21 protein-coding genes are annotated in these 20,630 nt (G+C 57.0%); 6 read left to right on the forward strand and 15 right to left on the reverse strand.

Going from position 1 to position 20,630, the window contains the following annotated elements; translation table 11 throughout:
* Positions 1-27: 27 nt before the first annotated feature.
* From C0U40_RS09100 to C0U40_RS09110, 3 genes are all read right to left on the reverse strand, one after another.
* Positions 28-1,398, reverse strand: coding sequence for a glutamate--cysteine ligase (locus C0U40_RS09100; protein ID WP_101655471.1), 1,371 nt, complete (start codon positions 1,396-1,398; stop codon positions 28-30).
* Between the two features lie 153 nt (positions 1,399-1,551).
* Positions 1,552-2,085 carry a hypothetical protein gene (locus C0U40_RS09105; RefSeq protein WP_101655472.1) on the reverse strand — a complete coding sequence of 178 codons (534 nt, stop codon included), beginning with the start codon at positions 2,083-2,085 and terminating at the stop codon, positions 1,552-1,554.
* Positions 2,082-2,813: a 16S rRNA (uracil(1498)-N(3))-methyltransferase gene (locus tag C0U40_RS09110; protein ID WP_101655473.1), complete on the reverse strand. Its 732-nt coding sequence runs from the start codon at positions 2,811-2,813 to the stop codon at positions 2,082-2,084. Before C0U40_RS09110 ends, C0U40_RS09105 begins: the two co-directional genes overlap by 4 nt.
* Positions 2,814-2,824: 11 nt before the next feature.
* On the opposite strand from C0U40_RS09110, the gene ubiA reads away from it, so the two are divergent.
* From ubiA to C0U40_RS09125, 3 genes are all read left to right on the forward strand, one after another.
* The gene (gene ubiA, locus C0U40_RS09115) at positions 2,825-3,832 is read left to right on the forward strand and encodes a 4-hydroxybenzoate octaprenyltransferase (RefSeq protein ID WP_101655474.1); all 1,008 of its coding nucleotides are present in this window, start codon (positions 2,825-2,827) and stop codon (positions 3,830-3,832) included.
* A gap of 65 nt (positions 3,833-3,897) precedes the next feature.
* Positions 3,898-5,760 carry an OmpA family protein gene (locus C0U40_RS09120; RefSeq protein ID WP_101655475.1) on the forward strand — a complete coding sequence of 621 codons (1,863 nt, stop codon included), beginning with the start codon at positions 3,898-3,900 and terminating at the stop codon, positions 5,758-5,760.
* Positions 5,753-6,091, forward strand: a complete 339-nt coding sequence (locus tag C0U40_RS09125) for a hypothetical protein (protein ID WP_101655476.1) — start codon at positions 5,753-5,755, stop codon at positions 6,089-6,091. Before C0U40_RS09120 ends, C0U40_RS09125 begins: the two co-directional genes overlap by 8 nt.
* A 60-nt stretch (positions 6,092-6,151) precedes the next feature.
* On the opposite strand, the gene C0U40_RS09130 is transcribed toward C0U40_RS09125, so the two are convergent.
* From C0U40_RS09130 to hemF, 8 genes are all read right to left on the reverse strand, one after another.
* Positions 6,152-6,592 carry a molybdenum cofactor biosynthesis protein MoaE gene (locus C0U40_RS09130; RefSeq protein WP_101655477.1) on the reverse strand — a complete coding sequence of 147 codons (441 nt, stop codon included), beginning with the start codon at positions 6,590-6,592 and terminating at the stop codon, positions 6,152-6,154.
* A 3-nt stretch (positions 6,593-6,595) separates the two neighbouring features.
* Positions 6,596-6,841, reverse strand: coding sequence for a molybdopterin converting factor subunit 1 (gene moaD, locus C0U40_RS09135; RefSeq protein ID WP_101655763.1), 246 nt, complete (start codon positions 6,839-6,841; stop codon positions 6,596-6,598).
* Between the two features lie 2 nt (positions 6,842-6,843).
* The gene (pgsA, locus tag C0U40_RS09140; RefSeq protein WP_101655478.1) at positions 6,844-7,527 is read right to left on the reverse strand and encodes a CDP-diacylglycerol--glycerol-3-phosphate 3-phosphatidyltransferase; all 684 of its coding nucleotides are present in this window, start codon (positions 7,525-7,527) and stop codon (positions 6,844-6,846) included.
* Positions 7,528-7,581: 54 nt separating this feature from the next.
* Positions 7,582-9,483 (reverse strand): excinuclease ABC subunit UvrC, encoded by a 1,902-nt coding sequence (uvrC, locus tag C0U40_RS09145; protein WP_101655479.1) that lies wholly within the window; start codon positions 9,481-9,483, stop codon positions 7,582-7,584.
* A gap of 285 nt (positions 9,484-9,768) precedes the next feature.
* Positions 9,769-10,578, reverse strand: a complete 810-nt coding sequence (locus C0U40_RS09150; RefSeq protein ID WP_101655480.1) for an SDR family oxidoreductase — start codon at positions 10,576-10,578, stop codon at positions 9,769-9,771.
* Positions 10,575-10,766 (reverse strand): hypothetical protein, encoded by a 192-nt coding sequence (locus C0U40_RS09155; RefSeq protein WP_101655481.1) that lies wholly within the window; start codon positions 10,764-10,766, stop codon positions 10,575-10,577. Before C0U40_RS09155 ends, C0U40_RS09150 begins: the two co-directional genes overlap by 4 nt.
* Complete coding sequence (locus C0U40_RS09160; protein WP_101655482.1) at positions 10,763-11,575, reverse strand: S49 family peptidase; 813 nt, start codon at positions 11,573-11,575, stop codon at positions 10,763-10,765. Before C0U40_RS09160 ends, C0U40_RS09155 begins: the two co-directional genes overlap by 4 nt.
* A 131-nt stretch (positions 11,576-11,706) precedes the next feature.
* On the reverse strand, positions 11,707-12,579 hold the full coding sequence (hemF, locus tag C0U40_RS09165; protein WP_101655764.1) for an oxygen-dependent coproporphyrinogen oxidase: 873 nt from the start codon (positions 12,577-12,579) through the stop codon (positions 11,707-11,709).
* A 167-nt stretch (positions 12,580-12,746) separates the two neighbouring features.
* Here hemF and C0U40_RS09170 point away from each other — a divergent pair, with 167 nt between their 5' ends.
* Positions 12,747-13,685 carry a DMT family transporter gene (locus C0U40_RS09170; RefSeq protein ID WP_101655483.1) on the forward strand — a complete coding sequence of 313 codons (939 nt, stop codon included), beginning with the start codon at positions 12,747-12,749 and terminating at the stop codon, positions 13,683-13,685.
* Between the two features lie 52 nt (positions 13,686-13,737).
* Here the strand turns inward: C0U40_RS09170 and C0U40_RS20090 are convergent, their stop codons facing one another.
* The 4 genes from C0U40_RS20090 to C0U40_RS09185 form a co-directional block, all read right to left on the reverse strand.
* Complete coding sequence (locus C0U40_RS20090; protein WP_145991918.1) at positions 13,738-13,932, reverse strand: hypothetical protein; 195 nt, start codon at positions 13,930-13,932, stop codon at positions 13,738-13,740.
* Between the two features lie 168 nt (positions 13,933-14,100).
* Positions 14,101-15,066, reverse strand: coding sequence for an ABC transporter permease (locus tag C0U40_RS09175; RefSeq protein ID WP_101655484.1), 966 nt, complete (start codon positions 15,064-15,066; stop codon positions 14,101-14,103).
* On the reverse strand, positions 15,059-16,096 hold the full coding sequence (locus tag C0U40_RS09180; RefSeq protein ID WP_101655485.1) for an ABC transporter permease: 1,038 nt from the start codon (positions 16,094-16,096) through the stop codon (positions 15,059-15,061). Before C0U40_RS09180 ends, C0U40_RS09175 begins: the two co-directional genes overlap by 8 nt.
* Positions 16,097-16,173: 77 nt before the next feature.
* Entirely contained in the window at positions 16,174-17,877 is a 1,704-nt protein-coding gene (locus C0U40_RS09185; protein WP_101655486.1) for a peptide ABC transporter substrate-binding protein, read from the reverse strand.
* A gap of 385 nt (positions 17,878-18,262) precedes the next feature.
* On the opposite strand from C0U40_RS09185, the gene argE reads away from it, so the two are divergent.
* Together argE and C0U40_RS09195 are read left to right on the forward strand one after the other, a co-directional pair.
* A complete protein-coding gene (argE, locus tag C0U40_RS09190) occupies positions 18,263-19,417 on the forward strand; it encodes an acetylornithine deacetylase (protein WP_101655487.1) in 1,155 nt (384 codons plus the stop codon).
* 10 nt (positions 19,418-19,427) lie between these two features.
* Positions 19,428-20,600 carry a M20 aminoacylase family protein gene (locus C0U40_RS09195; protein WP_101655488.1) on the forward strand — a complete coding sequence of 391 codons (1,173 nt, stop codon included), beginning with the start codon at positions 19,428-19,430 and terminating at the stop codon, positions 20,598-20,600.
* Positions 20,601-20,630: the final 30 nt, after the last annotated feature.

The following is a 20,630-nucleotide window of genomic DNA, read 5'->3' on the forward strand; positions in this document are numbered from 1 at the left end:
CTGCAATGGTAAAGATACCCTTATGTCTTAATAGCTGTATTCGCTGTAAATCCGCGACAGATCGCCATCCCACTCGCCGCGGTATTTCCCCAGCAACTCACAGGCAGGGGAGTGTCCGGTGGCGACAACTTCTTCCAGCGCATTCAGGAAATGGGTTTCGTCGGGCACCATCCCGCCTGCACCAGATCGGCCACGGGCCGCCAGACCCGCTTTGGAAATCGCGACGGTCTCGCGGGCGAGATCGATCATTTTAATGCCGTTCACCTCGGCCCCGATCCCGTCAACACTGGCTGCAACGCGCAGGGCTTCGCGGGTTTCGGCGTCCCAGTTCTTGCACAAATCCCACGCCGCATCGAGCGCACCCTGATCATACATCAGACCGACCCAATAGGCCGGAAGCGCACAAATCCGGCGCCACGGGCCGCCGTCCGCCCCGCGCATTTCCATAAATTTCTTGATGCGCACTTCGGGAAAACAGGTTGTCAGATGGTCTGCCCAATCGCTCAGCGTCGGTTTTTCACCGGGCAGTGCGGCCAGTTCGCCTTTTAGGAAATCGCGGAAGGACATGCCCAGAGCGTCCAGATACTTGCCGTCGCGATAGACAAAATACATCGGCACATCGAGCGCATATTGCACATAACGCTCAAAACCCATGCCGTCTTCAAATACAAATGGCAACATACCGGTGCGGGCATTGTCCAGCCCCCGCCAAACACGAGAGCGCCATGATTTATGGCCGTTTTCCTTGCCTTCAAAGAAAGGGGAATTGGCGAACAGCGCTGTTGCCACCGGCTGCAACGCCAGACCTACGCGGAATTTCTGCACCATGTCGGCTTCGGATGCGAAATCGAGGTTCACCTGCACGGTACAGGTCCGGCGCATCATCTGCGTGCCGTGGGTGCCAACAGTGCCCATATAGGCGTCCATCAGCTTGTAACGTCCCTTGGGCATTAGTGGCATTTGTTCGTGGGTCCACACAGGCGCCGCACCCAGTCCGATAAATCCTGCGCCCATCTTGTCGGCGATATGCTGGACTTCCTTAAGATGCTCGTTCACTTCGTCACAGGTTTCATGGATGGTTTCGAGTGGTGCACCGGACAGTTCCAACTGGCCACCAGGTTCCAACGAGATATTCGCCCCGTCCTTTTCCAACCCGATAATCCGGCCCGCTTCTTCCACCGGCGACCAGCCAAAGGCATCGCGAAGCCCTTCCAGCATGGTCTTGATACCGCAAGCCCCCTCATAGGGCAGTGGCAGCAGTTTGGCCGTGTCATAGCCGAATTTTTCGTGTTCAGTCCCAATGCGCCAGTCCGATTTGGGTTTACACCCGTCAGACAAATATTGCGCCAATTGGTCGTGGTGTTCGATGGTGCCGCCACCGGACTGGGGGATAGACATGGATGATCTCCGAAACAAAAGTTGAATTAGACCTGAAACGGATGGCAAGGGGTGTCAAGGCAGGAAGTTGTGAAGCCGCAGGTCACAAAACGGAATAGAACCGGCAGGTTCGCAGGTGAAGTCCTTGCCGGAAACGCGCCAGCCCCTTGTGTGCTAGTGCAAAACCCGTTTTTCCCAAATCAGAAACCGCGCGTTCTGTGAACTCCCCATGGCGCGGACCGCTTCTTCGAAATTTACTCCTTTAAGGGCGGCAAAAGCATCAAACAGCAGTTCGCTGCCCTGCGCGGAAGCAGGGATATACAAGGGATCGCCCCCGAGATGGGTCAGCACCCAGAACACATCGTCCTGCGCCGGCCCTTTGTCATTGGTGACAATCTCCAGCCGAGTGAGGTTATCAAGCGATACATAAGCTCCACCGTCAGGGGCAAGGTATCCAACTTCCCGCTCCTTTACTTCGACAACACCCGCAGCCGATACAGGCTTGTAGAGTTTCGCCCGCAGGATGGCCCAGAACAACAGCACCGCACACAGCCCCGTCATCACAGCGCCAAGCCCTGTCAGGGTGACACTGGAACGGTCTATTCCGCGCCCCAGTATATAGACGCCGTAAATCACCAGTGCGCCGGTGATCAAGACCTCCCGCCAGCGCCATAATCCGGCGCGCACTTCGGGACGTATAAAATTCATGTCCAGTCCCCCAAGGCCCGCTGCCATAGCGCAAGAGCTGCCACCGCCGCAGTATCTGCCCGCAAGATCCGCGGCCCGAGGCTGATGGAATGGGTGAACGCCAGTCCGCGCAGATGCGCGACTTCAGACGGGGAAAACCCGCCCTCCGGCCCGATCAGGATCGCCCAAGGACCAGTCGGTAAACTGGCAAGGTCCGCGGCCGGTTCCCCGACCCGCGTTTCATCGCAGAACAGCAACTGACGGTCGGCAGGCCAATCCGCCAGCACCTTGTCCAGTCTCATCAGATCCGCCACTTCCGGTACATAGGTTCCGCCGCATTGCTCGGCAGCCTCAACCGCATGGGCCTGCAATCGGTCCTGCCGCATTCGTTCGGACTGGGTAAAATCTGTCACCACCGGACAAATCCGCGCCGCGCCCATCTCTGCGGCCTTTTCCACGATAAAATCCGTGCGCGCCTTTTTGATCGGCGCAAACAACAGCCACAGATCGGGGGGCATCTGCAAGGGTTTGCTCTGACTGCGGCACTCCAGCACCGCGTTGCGTTTGTTGGCGACGATCACTTCGGCCTGCCATTCGCCATCGCGCCCGTTGAACAAGGCCACCATCGCGCCGGTTTTCAGCCGCATCACCCCGAACAGATAGTGCGCCTGATCCTTCGTCACCGCAACGGGTTGCCCCGCGCCCAACTCCGCGTCTACATAGAGCCTGATTTTTGCTGTCTTATCCATGGACCCAGTTTATGACCGATCCGAACCAGACGCCAGAGCCACCACGCACCGATTTGCCCGATGACGGGGGCCGTGTGGCAGATGCTACGGACCTGAACTGGGTGGACCGTTTCTGCCCCCGATGGTCGCGACCATATTTGCGCCTGTCCCGTGCCGACCGCCCTGCCGGAACATGGTTGTTGCTGCTGCCCTGCTGGTGGGGTCTGTTGCTGGCGATCCTGCTTGATCCCTCCGGATTGCGCGCATTTGACGGCTGGCTTGCCATAAGCTGTGCGATGGGCGCCTTCCTGATGCGGGGTGCGGGATGCACATGGAACGACATCGCAGACCGGAACATCGACGGTTCGGTCGAACGGACCCGCTCGCGCCCGTTGCCATCGGGTCAGGTGACGACCAGACAGGCGGCGGTCTGGATGGTGGTTCAGGCACTTCTGGCCTTCGCCATCCTGCTGACCTACAACGGATTTGCGATTTTCCTTGGCATCGTGGCGTTGGCGCCTGTTGCGATCTACCCTTTCGCAAAACGTTTTACATGGTGGCCTCAGATTTTCCTCGGGGTGGCCTTCAACTGGGGCGCCCTGTTGATGTGGGGCGCGCACAGCGGATCGCTCTCGATCACGCCGGTCCTGCTGTACCTTGCTGGAATCTGCTGGACGCTGTTTTACGATACGATCTACGCCCATCAGGATAAAGAAGACGACGCACTGATCGGGGTTAAGTCCACTGCGCGGCTTTTCGCCGATAACACTCCGCGCTGGCTCTTCATCTTTCAGGTGGTCGCAATGACCCTGCTGCTGCTGGCTGTCATCACCCCTGCTGCGATGGCGCAACTGTTGCCCAATCCACTTGTTTTTCTCATGGTTTTCCTTGGTATCTGGGGGTTTGGCGCCCATCTGACCATGCAGTTGCGGCGGCTTGATATCGACGACACACAGGTTTGCTTGCGCCTGTTCCGTTCCAACCGCGAGGCCGGGCTGATCCCCGTCGTGTTCTGGGCACTGGCGGTCCTACTGACCTAGCTTGAACCCGCGCCCGTGTTCATTTACATCAATCCCGTAACGCCAAACCGGCACCGGGGTTTTGAATGCATCGTACCGCACTACTGTTTTCTGCAATCGGGTTCATTCTGGTTGCGGCGGGGTCTCTCTTTCTGGGCAACCGTGCGGCGGATTATATTGAAAGCTCAACACAGGAACAGGTGGATACCGCGCTGCGGGCATCGGGCCAGAACTGGGCCACCATCCGCCCAGACGGCCTGATCGTTCATCTGACCGGACTGGCCCCAGACGAAGCTGCTCGCCTGCAAGCTATCGAGATAATGGGACAGGTGATTGACGCCAACCGGATTTCCGACAGGACGACGGTGTTGCAATCTTCCGAGATCGTAGAACCTCGCTTTTCCCTTGAAATGCTGCGAAATGTGGACCGGATTTCATTGATCGGGCTCATTCCCGAACGTGTCGGGCGCAGTTTCATTCTCGACCGCGCCACCAAAATTGCCGATGGCGGCACTGTGACGGACATGTTGGAAAGCACCGAACACCGTGTGCCATCGGGCTGGGCACGCAATCTGGACTTTGGCCTCTCGAGCCTTGAAAAACTGCCCCGTTCCAAGATCTCTGTTACAGCGGACAGTGTCCGCATCACTGCCGTGACCGAGTCCCATGAAGAACAGCGCCGCGTTGAAAAAGCCGTGCGTGATGCCAAACCCGAAGGACTGGTCCTCCTGATGGACATCACGGCGCCCCGCCCTGTGATCTCCCCCTTCCGCTTTCGCGTGCGGATGGATGAAAACGGGCTGGAGCTGCAAAGCTGTTCTGCAGACACAACCGCCGCGCGGGACCGGATTTTGCGCGCAGTACGGGCTGCCGGCGCAATCGACACGCTGACCTGCGACGTCGGCCTTGGCGTCCCCACCACCGAGTGGGATCAAGCCATTATCCAGAGCGTGCGTTCGCTCAAGCAACTGGGTGGTGGCACTCTTTCGGTTGCTGACAGCGACATCTCGCTGGTGGCGGACGACAACATCAGCCAGAGCCGGTTTGACACCGTTGTCGGCAGCCTTGAAAACGCCCTGCCAGAGCTTTTTTCACTCCACGCGATCCTGCCACCGAAAATCCTCGAAGACGGCGCGGAAAAAACAGCCGAACTTCCGGAATTCATCGCCACACTCAGCCCCGAAGGCCAGTTACAACTGCGCGGACGCATTCAAAGTGCATTGGGCAAGCAAAGCATCGGTGCCTTTGCCCGCGCGCTGTTCGGCTCCGAGAATGTAGACAACCGGACCCGCATTGATCCCGAATTGCCCGACGGCTGGCCGGGCCGTGTTCTGGCTGGACTGGAAGGTTTGTCTGACATGCACCACGGATCCGTTGTGGTTCACCCCGAAAAGCTGACGATCCGCGGCATCAGCGCGAATCCAGAAATAACGTCCGACCTCAGCGGGTTGTTCGCCCAGCGGATCGGCGATGGCGACAAATACACAATCTCGGTCAAACATGACCCGAAACTAATTCCCAAAGCCTCTACCCTCGATCACCGCCAGTGCGAGGCGCAAATCCGTGCGGTCCTGATTGACCAGCAAATCATCTTTGCCCCGTCCTCGACCACAATCGAGGCAGAGAGTCAGGGCGTACTGGATGCCATTGCGGACATTATCAAGGAATGCCCCGACGCGCCGTTCGAAATCGAAGGCCACACAGACAGTCAGGGCGGCGCAGAGATGAACCGCAATCTTAGCCAGCAACGGGCCGAAGCGGTTCTGAACGGGTTGCTGGCCCGCCGTGTACTGATCGGAGGCCTGACAGCAAAAGGGTACGGCGAGGACCAGCCGATCGCGGATAACAGCACCGAGGAAGGCCGCGCTGCCAACCGGCGGATCTGGTTCCGCCTGATCACAGAAGACACTCCGGAAGAACCGGCCACCGAGGAAGAGACCGATGAATAGAACAGAACTGATCGTCACAATCGCGATTGTCCTGCTGTTAACCTTTGTCGCCGGTTGGGCGTTCCGTTGGGCCTATGGCCGCCTGAACAGCGTGAATTCGGTAAATGTCACGGAAATCGACGACTTGGCAAACCGGCTCCACGAAGCAGAAGAAGCCCGCGATCAGGCCATGACCTACATCCAGCAGCGCGAATGGGAACTGACCAACCAGCTGACCCAATCCGAAGCCGAACTCGCGGCAGCCATGGAAGGGCTTGGCGCTGCACGGCGCGAAGCCGGAGAGTTGCAAGCCCAACTGGACGCAATCCACGCGCAACAAAAAACGACCTGAATCTCTTCAATGTTCCTGAAATACTTGTTCCTGCGGCACCCGCAGGAACGGACGGATCGGCTACCAGCGCTTTAACGCGGCCTCGTCATCCTCTTTGGCGTCAACCCATTTGGCCCCGTCCACCCCATGTTCCTTCTTCCAGAACGGGGCGCGGGACTTAAGAAAATCCATCAAATAATCCGCAGCCTCAAAGGCTGCACGGCGGTGGGGGGCAGCGGCCGCCACCATCATGATCAGTTCACCGGGCTTTAACGGGCCGTAGCGGTGGATGATCAGACTGTCATTCAACGACCAGCGCCGCTGTGCCTCGGTCTCTATTTCTGTCAAGGCAGCTTCTGTCATACCGGGGTAATGTTCCAGCTCCAGCGCCGTCAGATCGCCGGTATCATCGCGCACCAGCCCTGTGAAACTCACCAGCGCGCCAATATCCGTGCGCCCTGCCCGCAGGTTTTCCAATTCGCGCCCGAGGTTGAAATCTTCCAATTGCACCCGTACGACCATGGCTTATCCGCCCGTCATAGGTGGGAAAAAGGCAACTTCACGTACACCAGCTAACGACGCATCAAAGTCTGACAGACTTTGATCCAGTGCCACCCGTACGGCTGAGACGTCACTAAAGGCGAGATCATAGCGGTCTTCCCGCGCGCGCAGTTCTGCAACCAGATCATTTACAGTCGCCGCTTGGGTTTCAACAGTTTCCCGCGGCACGCCGATACGCTCCCGAACCCATGCAAAATAGACCACGTCCAGTTTCATTGGCCCGGCTCCACCAGATGGGGCCGCGCCTTGGAAAAGTAATCCCAACCGGTCACAGCCGTCAGCACTGCGGCGAGCCACAGCAGAGCGACCCCTACAGTCCAGGTAGAATTCATCACCGTCCAGTAATTCAGAACGCCATTTACGTCCTCAATCGAGCCGTCCATGACACCGTTGAATATCTCGGCATCCATGCCCTGAACAAGGTTCAGGTAATAGTGTTCAAACACACCTTTCGCAAAAAGCACTGCAATTGCGATCATCTGCACGGTGGTCTTGTATTTCGCCAGGTTTGTCACTGGCAGAGATCCCATTGACGCGCCGACAAATTCCCGCAGGCCGGAAACAAACACTTCGCGGAAAAGGATGATGGTAGCGGGCAGCAAAATCCATGGATCCATAACCAGCTTGTCTGCCGTGGACAGGGCAACAATGACAACCAGTGCAATAACAACCATCGCCTTATCGGCAATCGGGTCCAGCATTGCGCCGAACTTGCTTTCCTGCTTCCACAAACGCGCAAGATACCCGTCAAAGAAATCCGTAATCGCCGCCGAAACAAACAGCAAAAGTGCGAACCAGTCAGCCAGAGGGCGCTGGAAATACAAAAACATGATCGCAACACCGGGCGCCGCAAAAAGGCGCATGACAGTCAACGTATTGGGGATGTTCCACTGCATCACAAGCCCTTCCAAATCACTTCAACGGTTCCGCGAGAAGATGTAGCCAATGCCTTAGCCTTTGTCATGGAAGAAGTCATAAATCACCTGCGCCAATGCGCTGGAAATGCCTTCAACCGCCTTCAAATCCGCCAGATCGGCACGAGACACAGCTTTGGCACTGCCAAAATGCGTCAGCAATGCACGTTTGCGCGAGGCTCCGACTCCTGGCACTTCGTCCAGTGGATTGGCGAAAGTTGCCTTTGTGCGTTTCGCCCTGTGGGTGCCGATGGCAAAGCGGTGGACCTCGTCCCGCAGGCGTTGCACAAAGTAAAGAACCGGATCATTGAACCGCAACGCAAAGGGGCGCTGTCCGGGTCGGTAGAATTCCTCTTTCCCTGCATCGCGGTCCGTGCCTTTTGCCACACCGATAAAGGGCACATCATCAATACCGAGCTCCTCCATGATTTCGGCAACCGCTGAAACCTGTCCGGCACCACCATCGATCAGCACCAGATCCGGCCAGTTTTCCGATTTCCGGTCCGGATCTTCCTTTAACAATCGCTTGAACCGGCGGGTCAGCACCTCTTTCATCATGCCAAAGTCATCCCCCGGCGTCAGGTTGGTGTCCTTTATATTGAACTTGCGATAGGCGGATTTGATGAACCCTTCGGGTCCGGCCACCACCATGCCCCCCACCGCATTGCTGCCCTGAATGTGAGAGTTGTCGTAAACCTCTACACGGCGCAACGGGCCTTCCAGATCAAAAGCCTCGGCCAGCCCTTCCAGCAGTTTTACCTGTGTCGCCGTCTCAGCCATCTTACGCGCCAGTGATTCCCGTGCATTGCGCAGCGCACCGGCCACCAGTTCGGATTTCTCACCCCGTTGGGGGACTGAAACCTCGACCCGCCGTTCCAGCTTGTCGCTCAGCAACTGCTCCATCAGATCGCGGTTCTCGATCCCTTCGGATAACAGCACCAGACGTGGCGGCGTCTTGTTGCTGTAGAACTGCCCCAGAAACGCCTCCAGCACCTCTGCTCCGCCCGCACCCGATCCGGTGCGCGGGAAATAGGCGCGGTTGCCCCAGTTCTGATTGGCGCGGATGAAGAACACCTGCACACAGGCCTGCCCCCCTTCCATATGAAGGGCGACGATATCCGCTTCGGCCACCCCTTGCGGGTTGATGCCCTGGGTTTGCTGAACCTGTGTCAGCGCGCGGATCCGGTCCCGCAGGGCGGCGGCCCGCTCGAACTCCATCGCCGCGCTGGCTTGGGCCATATCTTTGGCCAGTGTTTCCTGCACCGAGGTCGAGCTGCCCTGAAGAAACCGGCTCGCATCCTGCACAAGCTTGGCATAATCTTCCTTGCTGATATGCCCTACACAGGGGGCCGAACATCGCGCGATCTGGTATTGCAGGCAAGGCCGGGTACGGCTCGCAAACATGGAGTCCGAACAATTGCGCAGCAGAAAGATCTTTTGCAGCTGATTCAACGTCCGGTTCACAGAACCCGCACTGGCAAATGGACCGTAATAATCGCCCTTTTCGGTTTTCGCGCCGCGATGTTTGGTGATCTGGGGATAGTCGTGATTTTTCGTGACCAGAATATTCGGAAAACTTTTGTCGTCCCGCAGCAGCACATTATAGCGTGGCTTCAACTGCTTGATCAGGTTCTGCTCCAGCAGCAGTGCCTCGGTTTCCGTGCGGGTCGTCAGGAACATCATAGCTGCCGTTGCCGCGATCATCCGCCCGATCCGCGCCGAATGCCCGCGCCCCTGCGCATAGTTTGACACCCTCTTCTTCAGGTTGCGCGCTTTGCCCACATAAAGCACATCCCCCTTCTGATCGAGCATCCGATAGACCCCCGGACTGTTGTCCAGAGTTTTGAGATAGCCCTGAATGACCTTCGCTCCGGTCGGGGTATTTTCCCCGGCCTGCCCTTCTTCTTCGGGCAACCTGTCTTTGGATGTGTCTGTCATCACACTCTTATGCCTGATTCCCAGAATGGCTGCACCGAACCGCAAAGCTGAACAAGTGTTTCTTTGTCCACCATAGCTGTGGATAACTCTGCGGATAACTCCTGATCATATGGGTTTTCCCCTTTGTTTCGGCGGGTTTCAGCGGTTTGCACATTTTTTAGGCAAGCCTCGCACCCATTGATTTTAAACGAAAAAAACTTTATCGCGGGGCAAATTCCTGAAATCGTTAACAAATTTGTTACGCGAATTTAAAGAATCTTAAGCCAGTGGACAAACAAGGTAGTGTCAACCGGATATTTCTACTTTTGCCCCCGCGGAACCCTGAATATCCGGGGTCTGCCATCCCAAATGTTGCCCGCCATCGACACAGAGCAACTGTCCTGTAGTGGCCGGACTATCCAGCAGATAGTTCATCGTAGCGACAATTTCCTCGGGGTTGGACCCACGCTGCAAAACCGTGTTCTGACGCTGGTTGGCAAAGTGGGAATCGCTCTGCCGCTCACCGATCATCGTTGGACCAGGCCCGATGGCATTGACCCTTACGGCGGGTGCCAGCCCCCGTGCAGCGGTCTGTGTGAAAGCCCACAACCCCATCTTTGCCAGCGTGTACGTCATGAACTCCGGTGTCAGCTTGCGCACGCGCTGATCTACCATATTAATCACGGCACTTGTGGCAATCATCTCACCGTTTTCAACCTTGCGAGCTTCGGGCGCCTGTTCCGCAAAAGCTTGTGTCAGAAAGAAAGGCGCACGCAGGTTGGAATTCATATGCCGGTCCCAGCCCTCAACCGTAGAGGTTTGCAAGGTGTCGTATTCAAATACGGAGGCATTGTTCACCAACACATCCAAGGGTTGTCCCAAGGCCTCTGCCGCGCGGGGAATCAACCGCAGGGTATCTTCCAACTCCAACAGATCCGCCTGTAGTGCCACAGCCTTCACACCCAGCGCCTGCGCCTCGGCAACGGTTTCTTCCGCTTCCTGCGCAGAGCCTGCGTAATGCACAGCTACATCCACGCCCCGTTCAGCCAGCGCGAGCACCATAGCCCGCCCCAAGCGCCGAGCGCCTCCTGTGACCAGCGCCGCCCGATAAATCATGTTTTGTCTCCTGTGCCCCCGCAGGGGCATTTCTCGCCTGCCAGACTATATCGCCCGCAGGATTTGCATTTCACGCCGGTCTGCACCCCCTTGCGCTTCAAAGATTTCGGCAGTTTGGGCATCCGCAAGCGCCCGAACATGGCCAGCACCAGTATGAAGACCAGAAAGAGAGTGACGACCTTTATCATCCGTGTACCCCATAGCGGGACCAGAGCGTCCGGTCCTCGACACTGCCGATCACATCCTGCGCCGCTGCTGCCAGCCCGAACCGTTGCAGCAGGGATTTGCGTTGCCCCTGTACGTTGAACTTCACCTTATCGCCAAACCGCTCTTTCAGGAATGGCACCGGATGGGCCACACCGTCCACAAGACCGACCTCAACAGCCTTCTGCCCGACCCAGATTTCGCCGGTAAACAGATCGTCACCCGACAGTTTGTCACCGCGCCGCGCTTTCACGTGATCTATAAAATTGCCGTGAATTACCCGCTGCAACTCTTTGAGTCGTTCAACATCTTCGGCCCGCTCGGGGCGGAACGGATCAAGCATGGATTTGTCTTCACCCGCCGTATGAACCCGTCTCTCGACACCATGTTTCTCCAGCAATCCGGTAAATCCGAAGGATGCCGATATCACTCCGATAGATCCGACGACAGAAGACGCATCCACATAGATCTCATCCGCAGCACAGGCCAGCCAGTAACCGCCGGATGCCGCTACATCTTCGCAAAAGGCGTAGACTTTGGTGTCGGTTTCCTCGGCCAGCCGCCGGATACGCGCCCCGATCAGGGAAGATTGCACCGGCGATCCGCCGGGCGAGTTTATTACCAGCGCAACAGCTTTCGGATTGCCTTTTCGAAAGGCTTTTTCCAGCAACGGCGCAACGCCGGCATCGCTCAGCCCGCTGCCTCCCAATCGGGAAGAGCCACCAATCACGCCGGACAGACGCACCACAGAAACGACAGGATGGCTTTTCAGCCCGGGAATATATTTTCTCATGGCAAAGACATAGGGTGAAACCGGCGGCGGTTAAAGTCCTGCCAGCCAGAAAGACTGCCCCGCGCTCTTTTTGGTCCAAATATCCCAATCCTGCCGACGCCGCCTGTCAGCAGCGCCGCAAGTCAATTGGTTCAGATCCACTTGGCCATAGGCGGCAGGCTCATCAGGACCGCATCGGGATCATGTCCTGTTTCCAGCCCGAATTTCGTGCCGCGGTCATAGACAAGGTTATATTCCGCATAAAGCCCGCGATGCACCAGCTGCGCTTCTTTATCTGCATCGCTCCACCCGTCATTCCGCCGCTTTTCCGTGACCGGCAGGAAAGCCTCCAGAAAGGCGCGGCCCACATCTTGCGTAAAGGCGAAATCCGACTCCCAGTCGCCGGTGTTCAGATCATCATAGAAGATGCCGCCAACCCCCCGCGCCCGCTTGCGGTGGGGGATGTAGAAATAGCGGTCCGCCCATTCCTTGAAGCGCGGGTAATACGCGGCATCATGCAGATCACAGCGGGCTTTTAGCGCAGCGTGAAACTCCGCCGTATCTTCGGCATATTCCAGACAGGGGTTCAAATCGGCCCCGCCCCCGAACCACCAGCCGTGGGGCGTCCAGAACATCCGCGTGTTCATGTGAACCGCAGGTGTCTGCGGGTTCTGCATATGGGCCACCAGCGAAATACCCGATGCCCAGAAAGACGGATCTTCCGCCATTCCCGCCATTCCGGGGCGCGAGGCCATCGCCATTTGCGCCCGCTCTCCAAGCTGTCCATGCACGGTAGAGATATTCACGCCGACCTTCTCAAACACCCGTCCGCCCCGCATCACGGACATCAGCCCGCCGCCGCCCTTGCCGCCGTCCCGTTCTGTTTCGCGCAATTCGAACCGGCCCGCAGGCTGATCCGAGAAAGGGCCGCTGTCCTGCGTGTCTTCAAGCTGTTCGAAAGCGGCGACGATCTCGTCCCTGAGGGCAGAGAACCAATTGGCGGCCCGTGTTTTATTCTCTTCCATTGACATTCTTATGCATCCTTCCAGTCCAGCCGACCCGCAGTCTTTGGCCAGAGGTCATTGCACCCCTCGCGCCAAGAGTCTAGGTCTGTCTCAGCGGCTTTACGACGACGCCATCTGGCGCGCCTTGATCCAGATCAGGAAAAGCCCGAAGAACCGAAAGACCACTCATGAGCAATCGCAACAACTTTATCATCGGCCCCGGCCCCTCCCCCATGCCGGTCTCTGCCGGAAAGAATAAGGACAACTGGCGCGGGCTGAAATGGATGTTGCTTTCAGTCCTGTCATCATCGGCCATGACCATCGCTGCACGTTATGCATCGCTCGAACTGGACAGCCGCGTCGTTGTGCTGATGCGGGGGCTGATGACGGTTGCCATGCTGCTTGCCTTGCTGGCGGCCTCGTCCCACATCCGGCAGAAGATCCGCTTCTCCCAACCTATGGCCCATATCATCAGGGGCGTATTGATAACGGCCTCGACCCATTTCGGTTTTTACACGATCGCCACCGTTCCGCTGGCCACGACCACGGTGCTGTTTTTCACCGCTCCGATCTTTGCTACGGTGCTGGCCGTTTTCATCCATAAGGAAGCCATCGGCCCCCGCCGGATCGGCGCTATTTTTGCCGGGTTCGCAGGGGTTTTGATCATTCTGCGACCGGGCGTCGATGCACTTGAAATCGGCCTGATCACAGCAATCCTAAGCTCTCTGACGTTCGCAATGGCGCTCACCATGTCGCGCAATCTGGCCAATGCAGACGGTCCGATGTCGACCTACCTGTCTTCGACCGTGATAATGGCCGTACTCTCTGTACCTGTTGCCGCTCCGGTCTTTATCCTTCCGGACATGACCTTTACCTGGTTCGCACTTGCTGCATTGGTGATCACCGGCTCCGTGCGCGGCATCGCCGATATCGAAGCCTACCGCTATGCTGATGCGGCCCTGCTGACACCAATCACCTACCTCCGGCTCGTTTTCATTGGCGGTGCGGGGTATCTGTTTTTCTCGGAAACCATTGACGGGCCAACCCTTGTGGGGGCGTCGATCATTGTCGCCTCGACCCTTTACATTGCACAGCGGGAACGGACCGGCAAAGATAGCGACCTTTAAAACGGCAAACGCGGGCCGGTTGGCCCGCGCTCTTTTGCATGATTTTAAGGGCTCAGGCCGCGACGCGAATCTTGCGCTTTGGCTGGGCCGTCAGAGAGAACCGAAGCGGCGTATGGCGCAACCGCGTCATCACTGTGGGAATTGGACTTCCCACCAGAGCGTACATCCGCTCGGAAGCCGTGTCGGCGGCGCTGACAACAACACTGGTCATCATCTCTCTCTCCAGACGTAGGGGAGAATTACTCATATTAAACACCTCAACTCTACAGGTTTGGACGCGGATTTTATCGCATCCAAGTTAATCATCGCAGAGGAAGGCGGCGCCGGATGGACCAATTTTAGACGATTTCAGGAACAATGATGAACAAATTGTGACGGTTCAACGCCGCTTCAATGTTCCTGAAATACTCACATTCTAACGCCCGCGGATACGCGGATCGAGCGCATCTCTAAGCCCGTCGCCGATATAATTCACGGAGAGAACCGTCAGCGAAATCATCAAACCAGGCAGCACCACGCGCTCGGGGAATTCTTCCATCCGCGGCACCGCATCGGACAGGAGTTTACCCCATGTAGGAAAGTCGGACGGAAAGCCCACCCCAAGGAAAGACAGCGCGCTTTCGGTGATGATTGCCGTGGCCAGTCCCAATGTAGCCGACACCATAATCGGCGAAAGCACATTTGGTAGCAGGTGGCGGGTGATGATCTTGAACGGCTTGGTCCCGATGGACCGGGCGGCAAGAATGAACTCGCGCTCTTTCAGCGCCAATACCTCACCGCGCACAATCCGCGCGGTCTGCATCCAGCTCGTAATACCGATGATGGCGACGATCAGAATGAACATGCCGGTCTCGGGGCCAAAGTTCTTGCGCAGGGGCTGGCGGAAGAGGGTCACGGCAACCAGCAGCAGGGGCAGGATCGGCAGGGACAGCACAAGATCGGTAAAACGCATGAACAAGCCGTCCAGCCGCTTGAAATAACCTGCAACAACGCCAATTACCGTCCCGATCACGACAGAGATCACCATAGCCGCCCAACCCACTGCCATTGACGCCCGCCCGCCTGACAAGAGGTTCGCCAGAATATCGCGCCCCAAATTGTCCGAGCCAAGCGGATGTGCCCAGTTCACCTTGGCATCTCCGTCCCAAAGCGCCGTATAGATCGGGCGGATGTCTTTGAAACGGATGTTCAGCTTCTGCGGGTCTACCGTCCACAAGTAGGGACCGATTAGCACGGCGAGCGTGATGAACACCAGAAAGCCGCCGCCGAACAGCGCACCCTTATGGCGGCGGAACTGACGCCAGACATCGGCCCACTGGCTGCGTGGCGGTGCTGTTGGCACCGGCTCGAAGGACTTCGGGGTCGCGGTTTGATCAGTCATAGCGGATCCTCGGGTCTAGCAGGCCGTAGAGAATATCGGCGATCAGGTTGAACACCACAATCAGCAGCGCAAAGATAAAGGTCAGCGTCTGCACCATTGGAAGGTCATTGGCAAAAAGGGCTGTCAGCAGCAACTGCCCCACGCCGTTCACCTTGAAAACATTCTCAGTGATGATGGCACCGCCGAAAATCGAAGGGATGCCCAGCGCGATCACTGTGACCACCGGGATCATCGAATTGCGCAGTACATGCACCATCACAACCACGCTTTCCTTCAGTCCTTTGGCCCGCGCGGTTCGCACATAATCCTGATTGAGGTTGTCGAGCATGGAAGAGCGCATAAACCGGCTGATCTGCGCCGTCGTCTGCAACGCCAGCACCATCACCGGCATGATCATCTGCTGGAGCTGGATTTTGAACGATGCCCAGTCCCGCACCACATGGGTGGTGTCATAGATCGACGGAAACCAGCCCAGCCCGACGGCGAAAACTACAATCAGCAGCGGGCCGGTAAAAAATGGCGGGATGGAAAAGCCGATCATGGTAACGAACGTACCGGCCTGATCGAATACCGAATACTGGCGGTAGGCCGAATAGATGCCGATCGGCAGTGCAATCAGGATACCGACCACATAGGCCAGCCCCACAACCCAGAGCGTCTGGGGAATACGCTGGATCACGATATCCATCACCGGCGAACGGGTCTGCCAGCTGATCACCCGCAGCTTGCCCTCGGAAAGGCTGGTGTCCGGCAACCAGCCAAGCAACCATGTGTCCCGTGTAAGCCAGTCGATAAAGACCTGCGGTTCGATCCAGAAGAACTGGATCAGCCATTTAAAATAGCGGATGTGCAAAGGCTCTCCGAGCCCCAGCGCCTCGCGCATTTTCTGTTTCACTTCAGGAGGCACCGTCAGAGGCACCTGCGCCATGGGGTCACCCGGTGCAAGTTCCAGAAGTAAAAATATGATCAAAGAAATAAACAGAAGGGTCGGGATAGAAAAAAGCAGACGACGGATCGTGTATGTGAGCATGAACGCCTCGGTTTATGTCTTTGCCGTGCAACCGGATAAAGGCCCCGCACCAGCGGGTGCAGGGCCAGAAGTGCGGTTTATTCTGTGCGGTACCAGTCCGCTGCATTCCACAGCTCGCTGTCCCATGTATTCAGCACGACGCCGCCCAGCGTGTTGGAGTGGGCAGACACACGACCGCGATCCACCAGAGGTACAATTGTATATGTATCTTTGGTCAGCATCTCGTTCATCTGGATGCCGAGCTTGCCGCGTTCGTTCAGATCGCCGGTATTGGCCAGTTTGTCGATCAGCGCATCATAGGCCGGATCACAGAACCGGTTGATGTTCTCACCCTGCCACTGGCTCTCGGGTTTGGGTTCGCCGCCACAACGGTAGGCCGCAAGGTACTGTTGCGGGTCTGTGCCGTTGAAGTTGTTGGCGTACATTTCCACATCCGCATAGAACTTCTGGAAGGTATCAGGGGAACCCGGATCACCGCCGAAGAATACAGACGCATCAATGTTGCGAAGTTCGGTTTCAACACCGATTTCGGACCACCACTGTTTGATCAGCGCTTGGAAATCCTGACGCACGGCGTTTGTGGATGTCTGGTACAGAAGCGCCAGCTTCTTGCCGTCCTTGTCACGTACACCGTCACCGTCCGTATCGGTCCAACCGGCTTCTTCCAGCAGGGCCTTCGCCCCTTCGATGTCCTGTGTCAGACAATCGGTGTTCGGCGATGCAAAGACTTTTGGCGCAGGAACAAGGTTACAGGTCGGACGACCGGCCTGACCGTAGCCCACTTCAACCAGCAGTTCCCGGTCGATTGCCATGGACAACGCCTTGCGCACTTTCAGATCCGACAGGATCGGGTGTGGCGCCTTGCGGGTCGCGCGTGTATCCGCGTCCAGTTCGGGCGACGGATCGGTCAGGTTCATTTCCAGACGTTCCACCAGCGAACCGAAAGCTGCAATCGGCTTGCCCTTGCCGCCTTCTGCCATCTTGGCAATCACGTCAGGTGCAAGTTGCAGGTTCCACGCATAGTCGAACTCGCCGGTTTCAAGCACTGCGCGACCCGCAGCAGCCGCATCACCGCCGCCTTTCAGGGTCAGCGTCGCAAAGGCAGGCTTTGCTGCATCACGATAGTGCGGGTTCGCTTCCATCTGGATAACGTCGTTCGGACGGAAATCGGTTACACGGAAAGGACCTGTGCCGATGGGGTTGAAGTTTGCTTCGGTACATTCCGGCGCCTTGGCCCCGAGACAATCGGCAAATTGTGCCGCCTGAATGATGGGCGACTGACCACCCATGAACGGGCCGTAAGGGTTCGGTTTAGGTTGGTTGAACGTAACTTTAGTGGTCAGTTCGTCGATTGCCTCGACCGAAACAACACCGTCAAAGAATGTCGCCTGCGCACAGCCTCCCTCTGGGTGCATACAATATTCTGCGGTGAATTTCACGTCCGCCGATGTCACCGGTGTGCCGTCAGACCATTTCAGCCCTTCTTTCAGCTTCCATGTGATAGAGGTCAGATCCTCTGATACACCGCCATTTGCTACGGTTGGGATCTCTTCAGCCAGATAAGGCACCAGAGCCCCGTCTTGATCGTAGCGGCCCAAAGGTTCAATCACCAGAGAGGAAGCTTCTACGTCTTTAGTGCCACCGGAAAGGAACGGGTTCAGAATAGACGGAGCCTGCCAGTAGATAACGTTCACATGGCCGTCAGAGCCGCGCTCTGCCTGACCCATGGTAGCCATTGAAAGCGCAAGAACGCTGCCAACGGTCAATGATTTGAATTTCATAGTAACTTAACTCCCAATTGTTATGTTTTAGGTCTTAGAAGCTGCGCCGTCCTGCGCGCTAAAAGCGCAAGGTGCAAAGCTCACAGGGGCTGAATTCGCCAAAACCGGCAGCCGTTTTGATTGATCGCTTTTAGGGGAACAAACCAAACAGAGGTTTTGCAACAGCTTCTCCTGATACGTTTCAGTGCCGGAATCGGTCTCCGGCATACAGACCATGGCAAAGACTAAACCGATAAATTCCTATCACACAACGTTTTTTCTTAAACTTTGCCAAACAGCTTGGTTTTCCAATGACTTGCCCCAAGGGAAGGACGCATGGTTTTGCGCTTGACGCCCTGCCCCTGTCTTCCCACACTCCGGCCATTCCAAACAGGATAAATCGAAGATGGCTGACAGCTATACCCCCCGCGACATGCTGGAAAAACTGGTAGGTTATGATACGGTCTCGCACCGTTCCAACCTCGAACTTATTTCCTATGTTGAAGAGTATCTCGCCTCGCACGGGGTCGAGAGTACGCGGGTTTACAATGAAACCGGCGACAAGGCGAATCTCTATGCCCATATCGGCCCGATGGAATCCGGCGGCGTGATCCTGTCCGGTCATACAGACGTGGTGCCGGTGGAAGGGCAGAACTGGTCCACCGATCCCTTCACCCTCACGGAAATCGACGGCAGGCTCTACGGCCGTGGCAGTTGTGATATGAAAGGCTTTCTAGCAATCGCACTTGCCCTTGTGCCCGAAATGCTGGCCGCAGGTTTGAAAACCCCGATCCAGCTTGCACTCAGCTATGATGAAGAAGTCGGCTGTGAAGGCGTTATTCCAATGGTTAAAGAACTGGCCGGAAAGATGCCCAAAGCAGACATTTGCATCGTTGGGGAACCTTCTTTGATGAAGGTCGTGACAGGCCATAAAAGCGGCATCGGGTTTGAAACCGAAGTTACAGGTTACGAGGTGCATTCCTCCCTTGCCCACAAAGGCGTCTCTGCGATCATGACAGCGGCAACCCTGATAGAGTGGCACAATGACAGAAACGAATCGGCCACCGCTGCGCAGGATCCAGACTGCATATTCGAGCCACCCTTCTCCACGTATCACGTCGGAATTATCAACGGCGGGACCGCTGGCAACATTACCGCCAAAACCTGCCGCTTCATCAATGATTTCCGCCTGCTTCCCAACGAAAGCCTGACAGAGGCAACGGATGCCTATCGCAGCTTTGCAGCGGAACTGGAAACCAAAATCAAAGCCGTCCGCCCCGAAGCCGGTATCAGCATCACCCGCCTTTACGACATGCCCGGACTGGAACCAGAAGAAAACGGCAAGGCCGAAGCCCTTGCCCGCCGCCTGACCGGAGACAACTCCAGCAATGTCGTCAGCTACGGCACGGAAGCTGGCCATTTTCAGGCCGAAGGCATCTCAACGATCATCTGCGGGCCCGGTTCCATCGAACAGGCCCATCAGGCAGATGAATACATATCAATCGACCAACTGGATCAGGGCGCGCGGTTCATGCGCGATCTGATCGACGCACTTTCATAAGGATAAGACAATGCCCGTGATCAACAGGTTCGCTGAAACCCACGCAGAAATCACCGCAATCCGCCGCGATCTGCACGAACATCCCGAGTTGCAGTTCGACTGTCACCGCACCGCCGGTATCGTCGCGGAGAAACTGCGCGAATGGGGCTGTGACGAAGTAAAAACCGGCATCGGCCAAACCGGCGTTGTTGCAGTGATCAAAGGCAAGCAAAACACATCCGGCAAGGTGATCGGCCTGCGCGCCGACATGGATGCGTTGCCAATCTACGAGGCAACAGGCCTGGACTATGCCTCGAAAACCGAAGGCAAAATGCACGCCTGCGGCCACGACGGCCATACAGCCATGCTGCTCGGTGCAGCCCAATACCTCTGTGAAACCCGCAACTTCGACGGCACCGCCGTTGTGATCTTCCAACCTGCTGAAGAAGGCGGCGGCGGCGGGCGCGAGATGGTCAACGAAGGCATGATGGAGGACTTCGGCATTCAGGAGGTCTATGGCATGCACAACTGGCCCGGCCTGCCTGTCGGCAGCTTTGCCATTCGCCCCGGATCTTTCTTCGCGGCAGCCGATCTGATCGAAATCGAGGTGACAGGCAAAGGCGCACATGCGGCAAAACCCAATGACGGGATCGATACCACCGTTGTCGCCTCTCACATTGTGATTGCGTTGCAAACCATCGCCTCCCGCGTGGCCGATCCGCTGGAATCCGTTGTGGTTTCTGTCACCAGCTTTGAAACCGAAAGCAAAGCCTTCAACGTGATCCCCGAAAAAGTTGAACTGCGCGGTACCGTACGCACCCTCTCGCCCGCCATGCGCGACATGGCAGAAGAGCAGATCAAACGCATCGCGGAAAACACAGCCGCTGCCTTTGGTGCCAAAGCCAAGGTTAATTACCAGCGCAATTATCCGGTAATGGTGAACCACGACGCACAAACCGAATTCATGGCCGATGTCGCCAAAGACGTTGCAGGCGCCCATAACGTAAACACGGATATGGAACCGACAATGGGCGGCGAGGATTTCGCATTCATGCTGGAATCCCGTCCCGGTGCATACATCCTTGTGGGCAACGGCGAAGGTGCCATGGTCCACCACCCGGAATACAACTTCAATGACGAAGTCATTCCAACCGGTTGTTCGCTCTGGGCCGGTATCATCGAAAAGTCCATGCCAGCTGCCTGATCAGACAAAAGCCCCGCCGACTTTCCGTCA

It is taken from the genome of Neptunicoccus cionae, assembly GCF_002860325.1.
GTDB lineage: Bacteria > Pseudomonadota > Alphaproteobacteria > Rhodobacterales > Rhodobacteraceae > Amylibacter > Amylibacter lutimaris.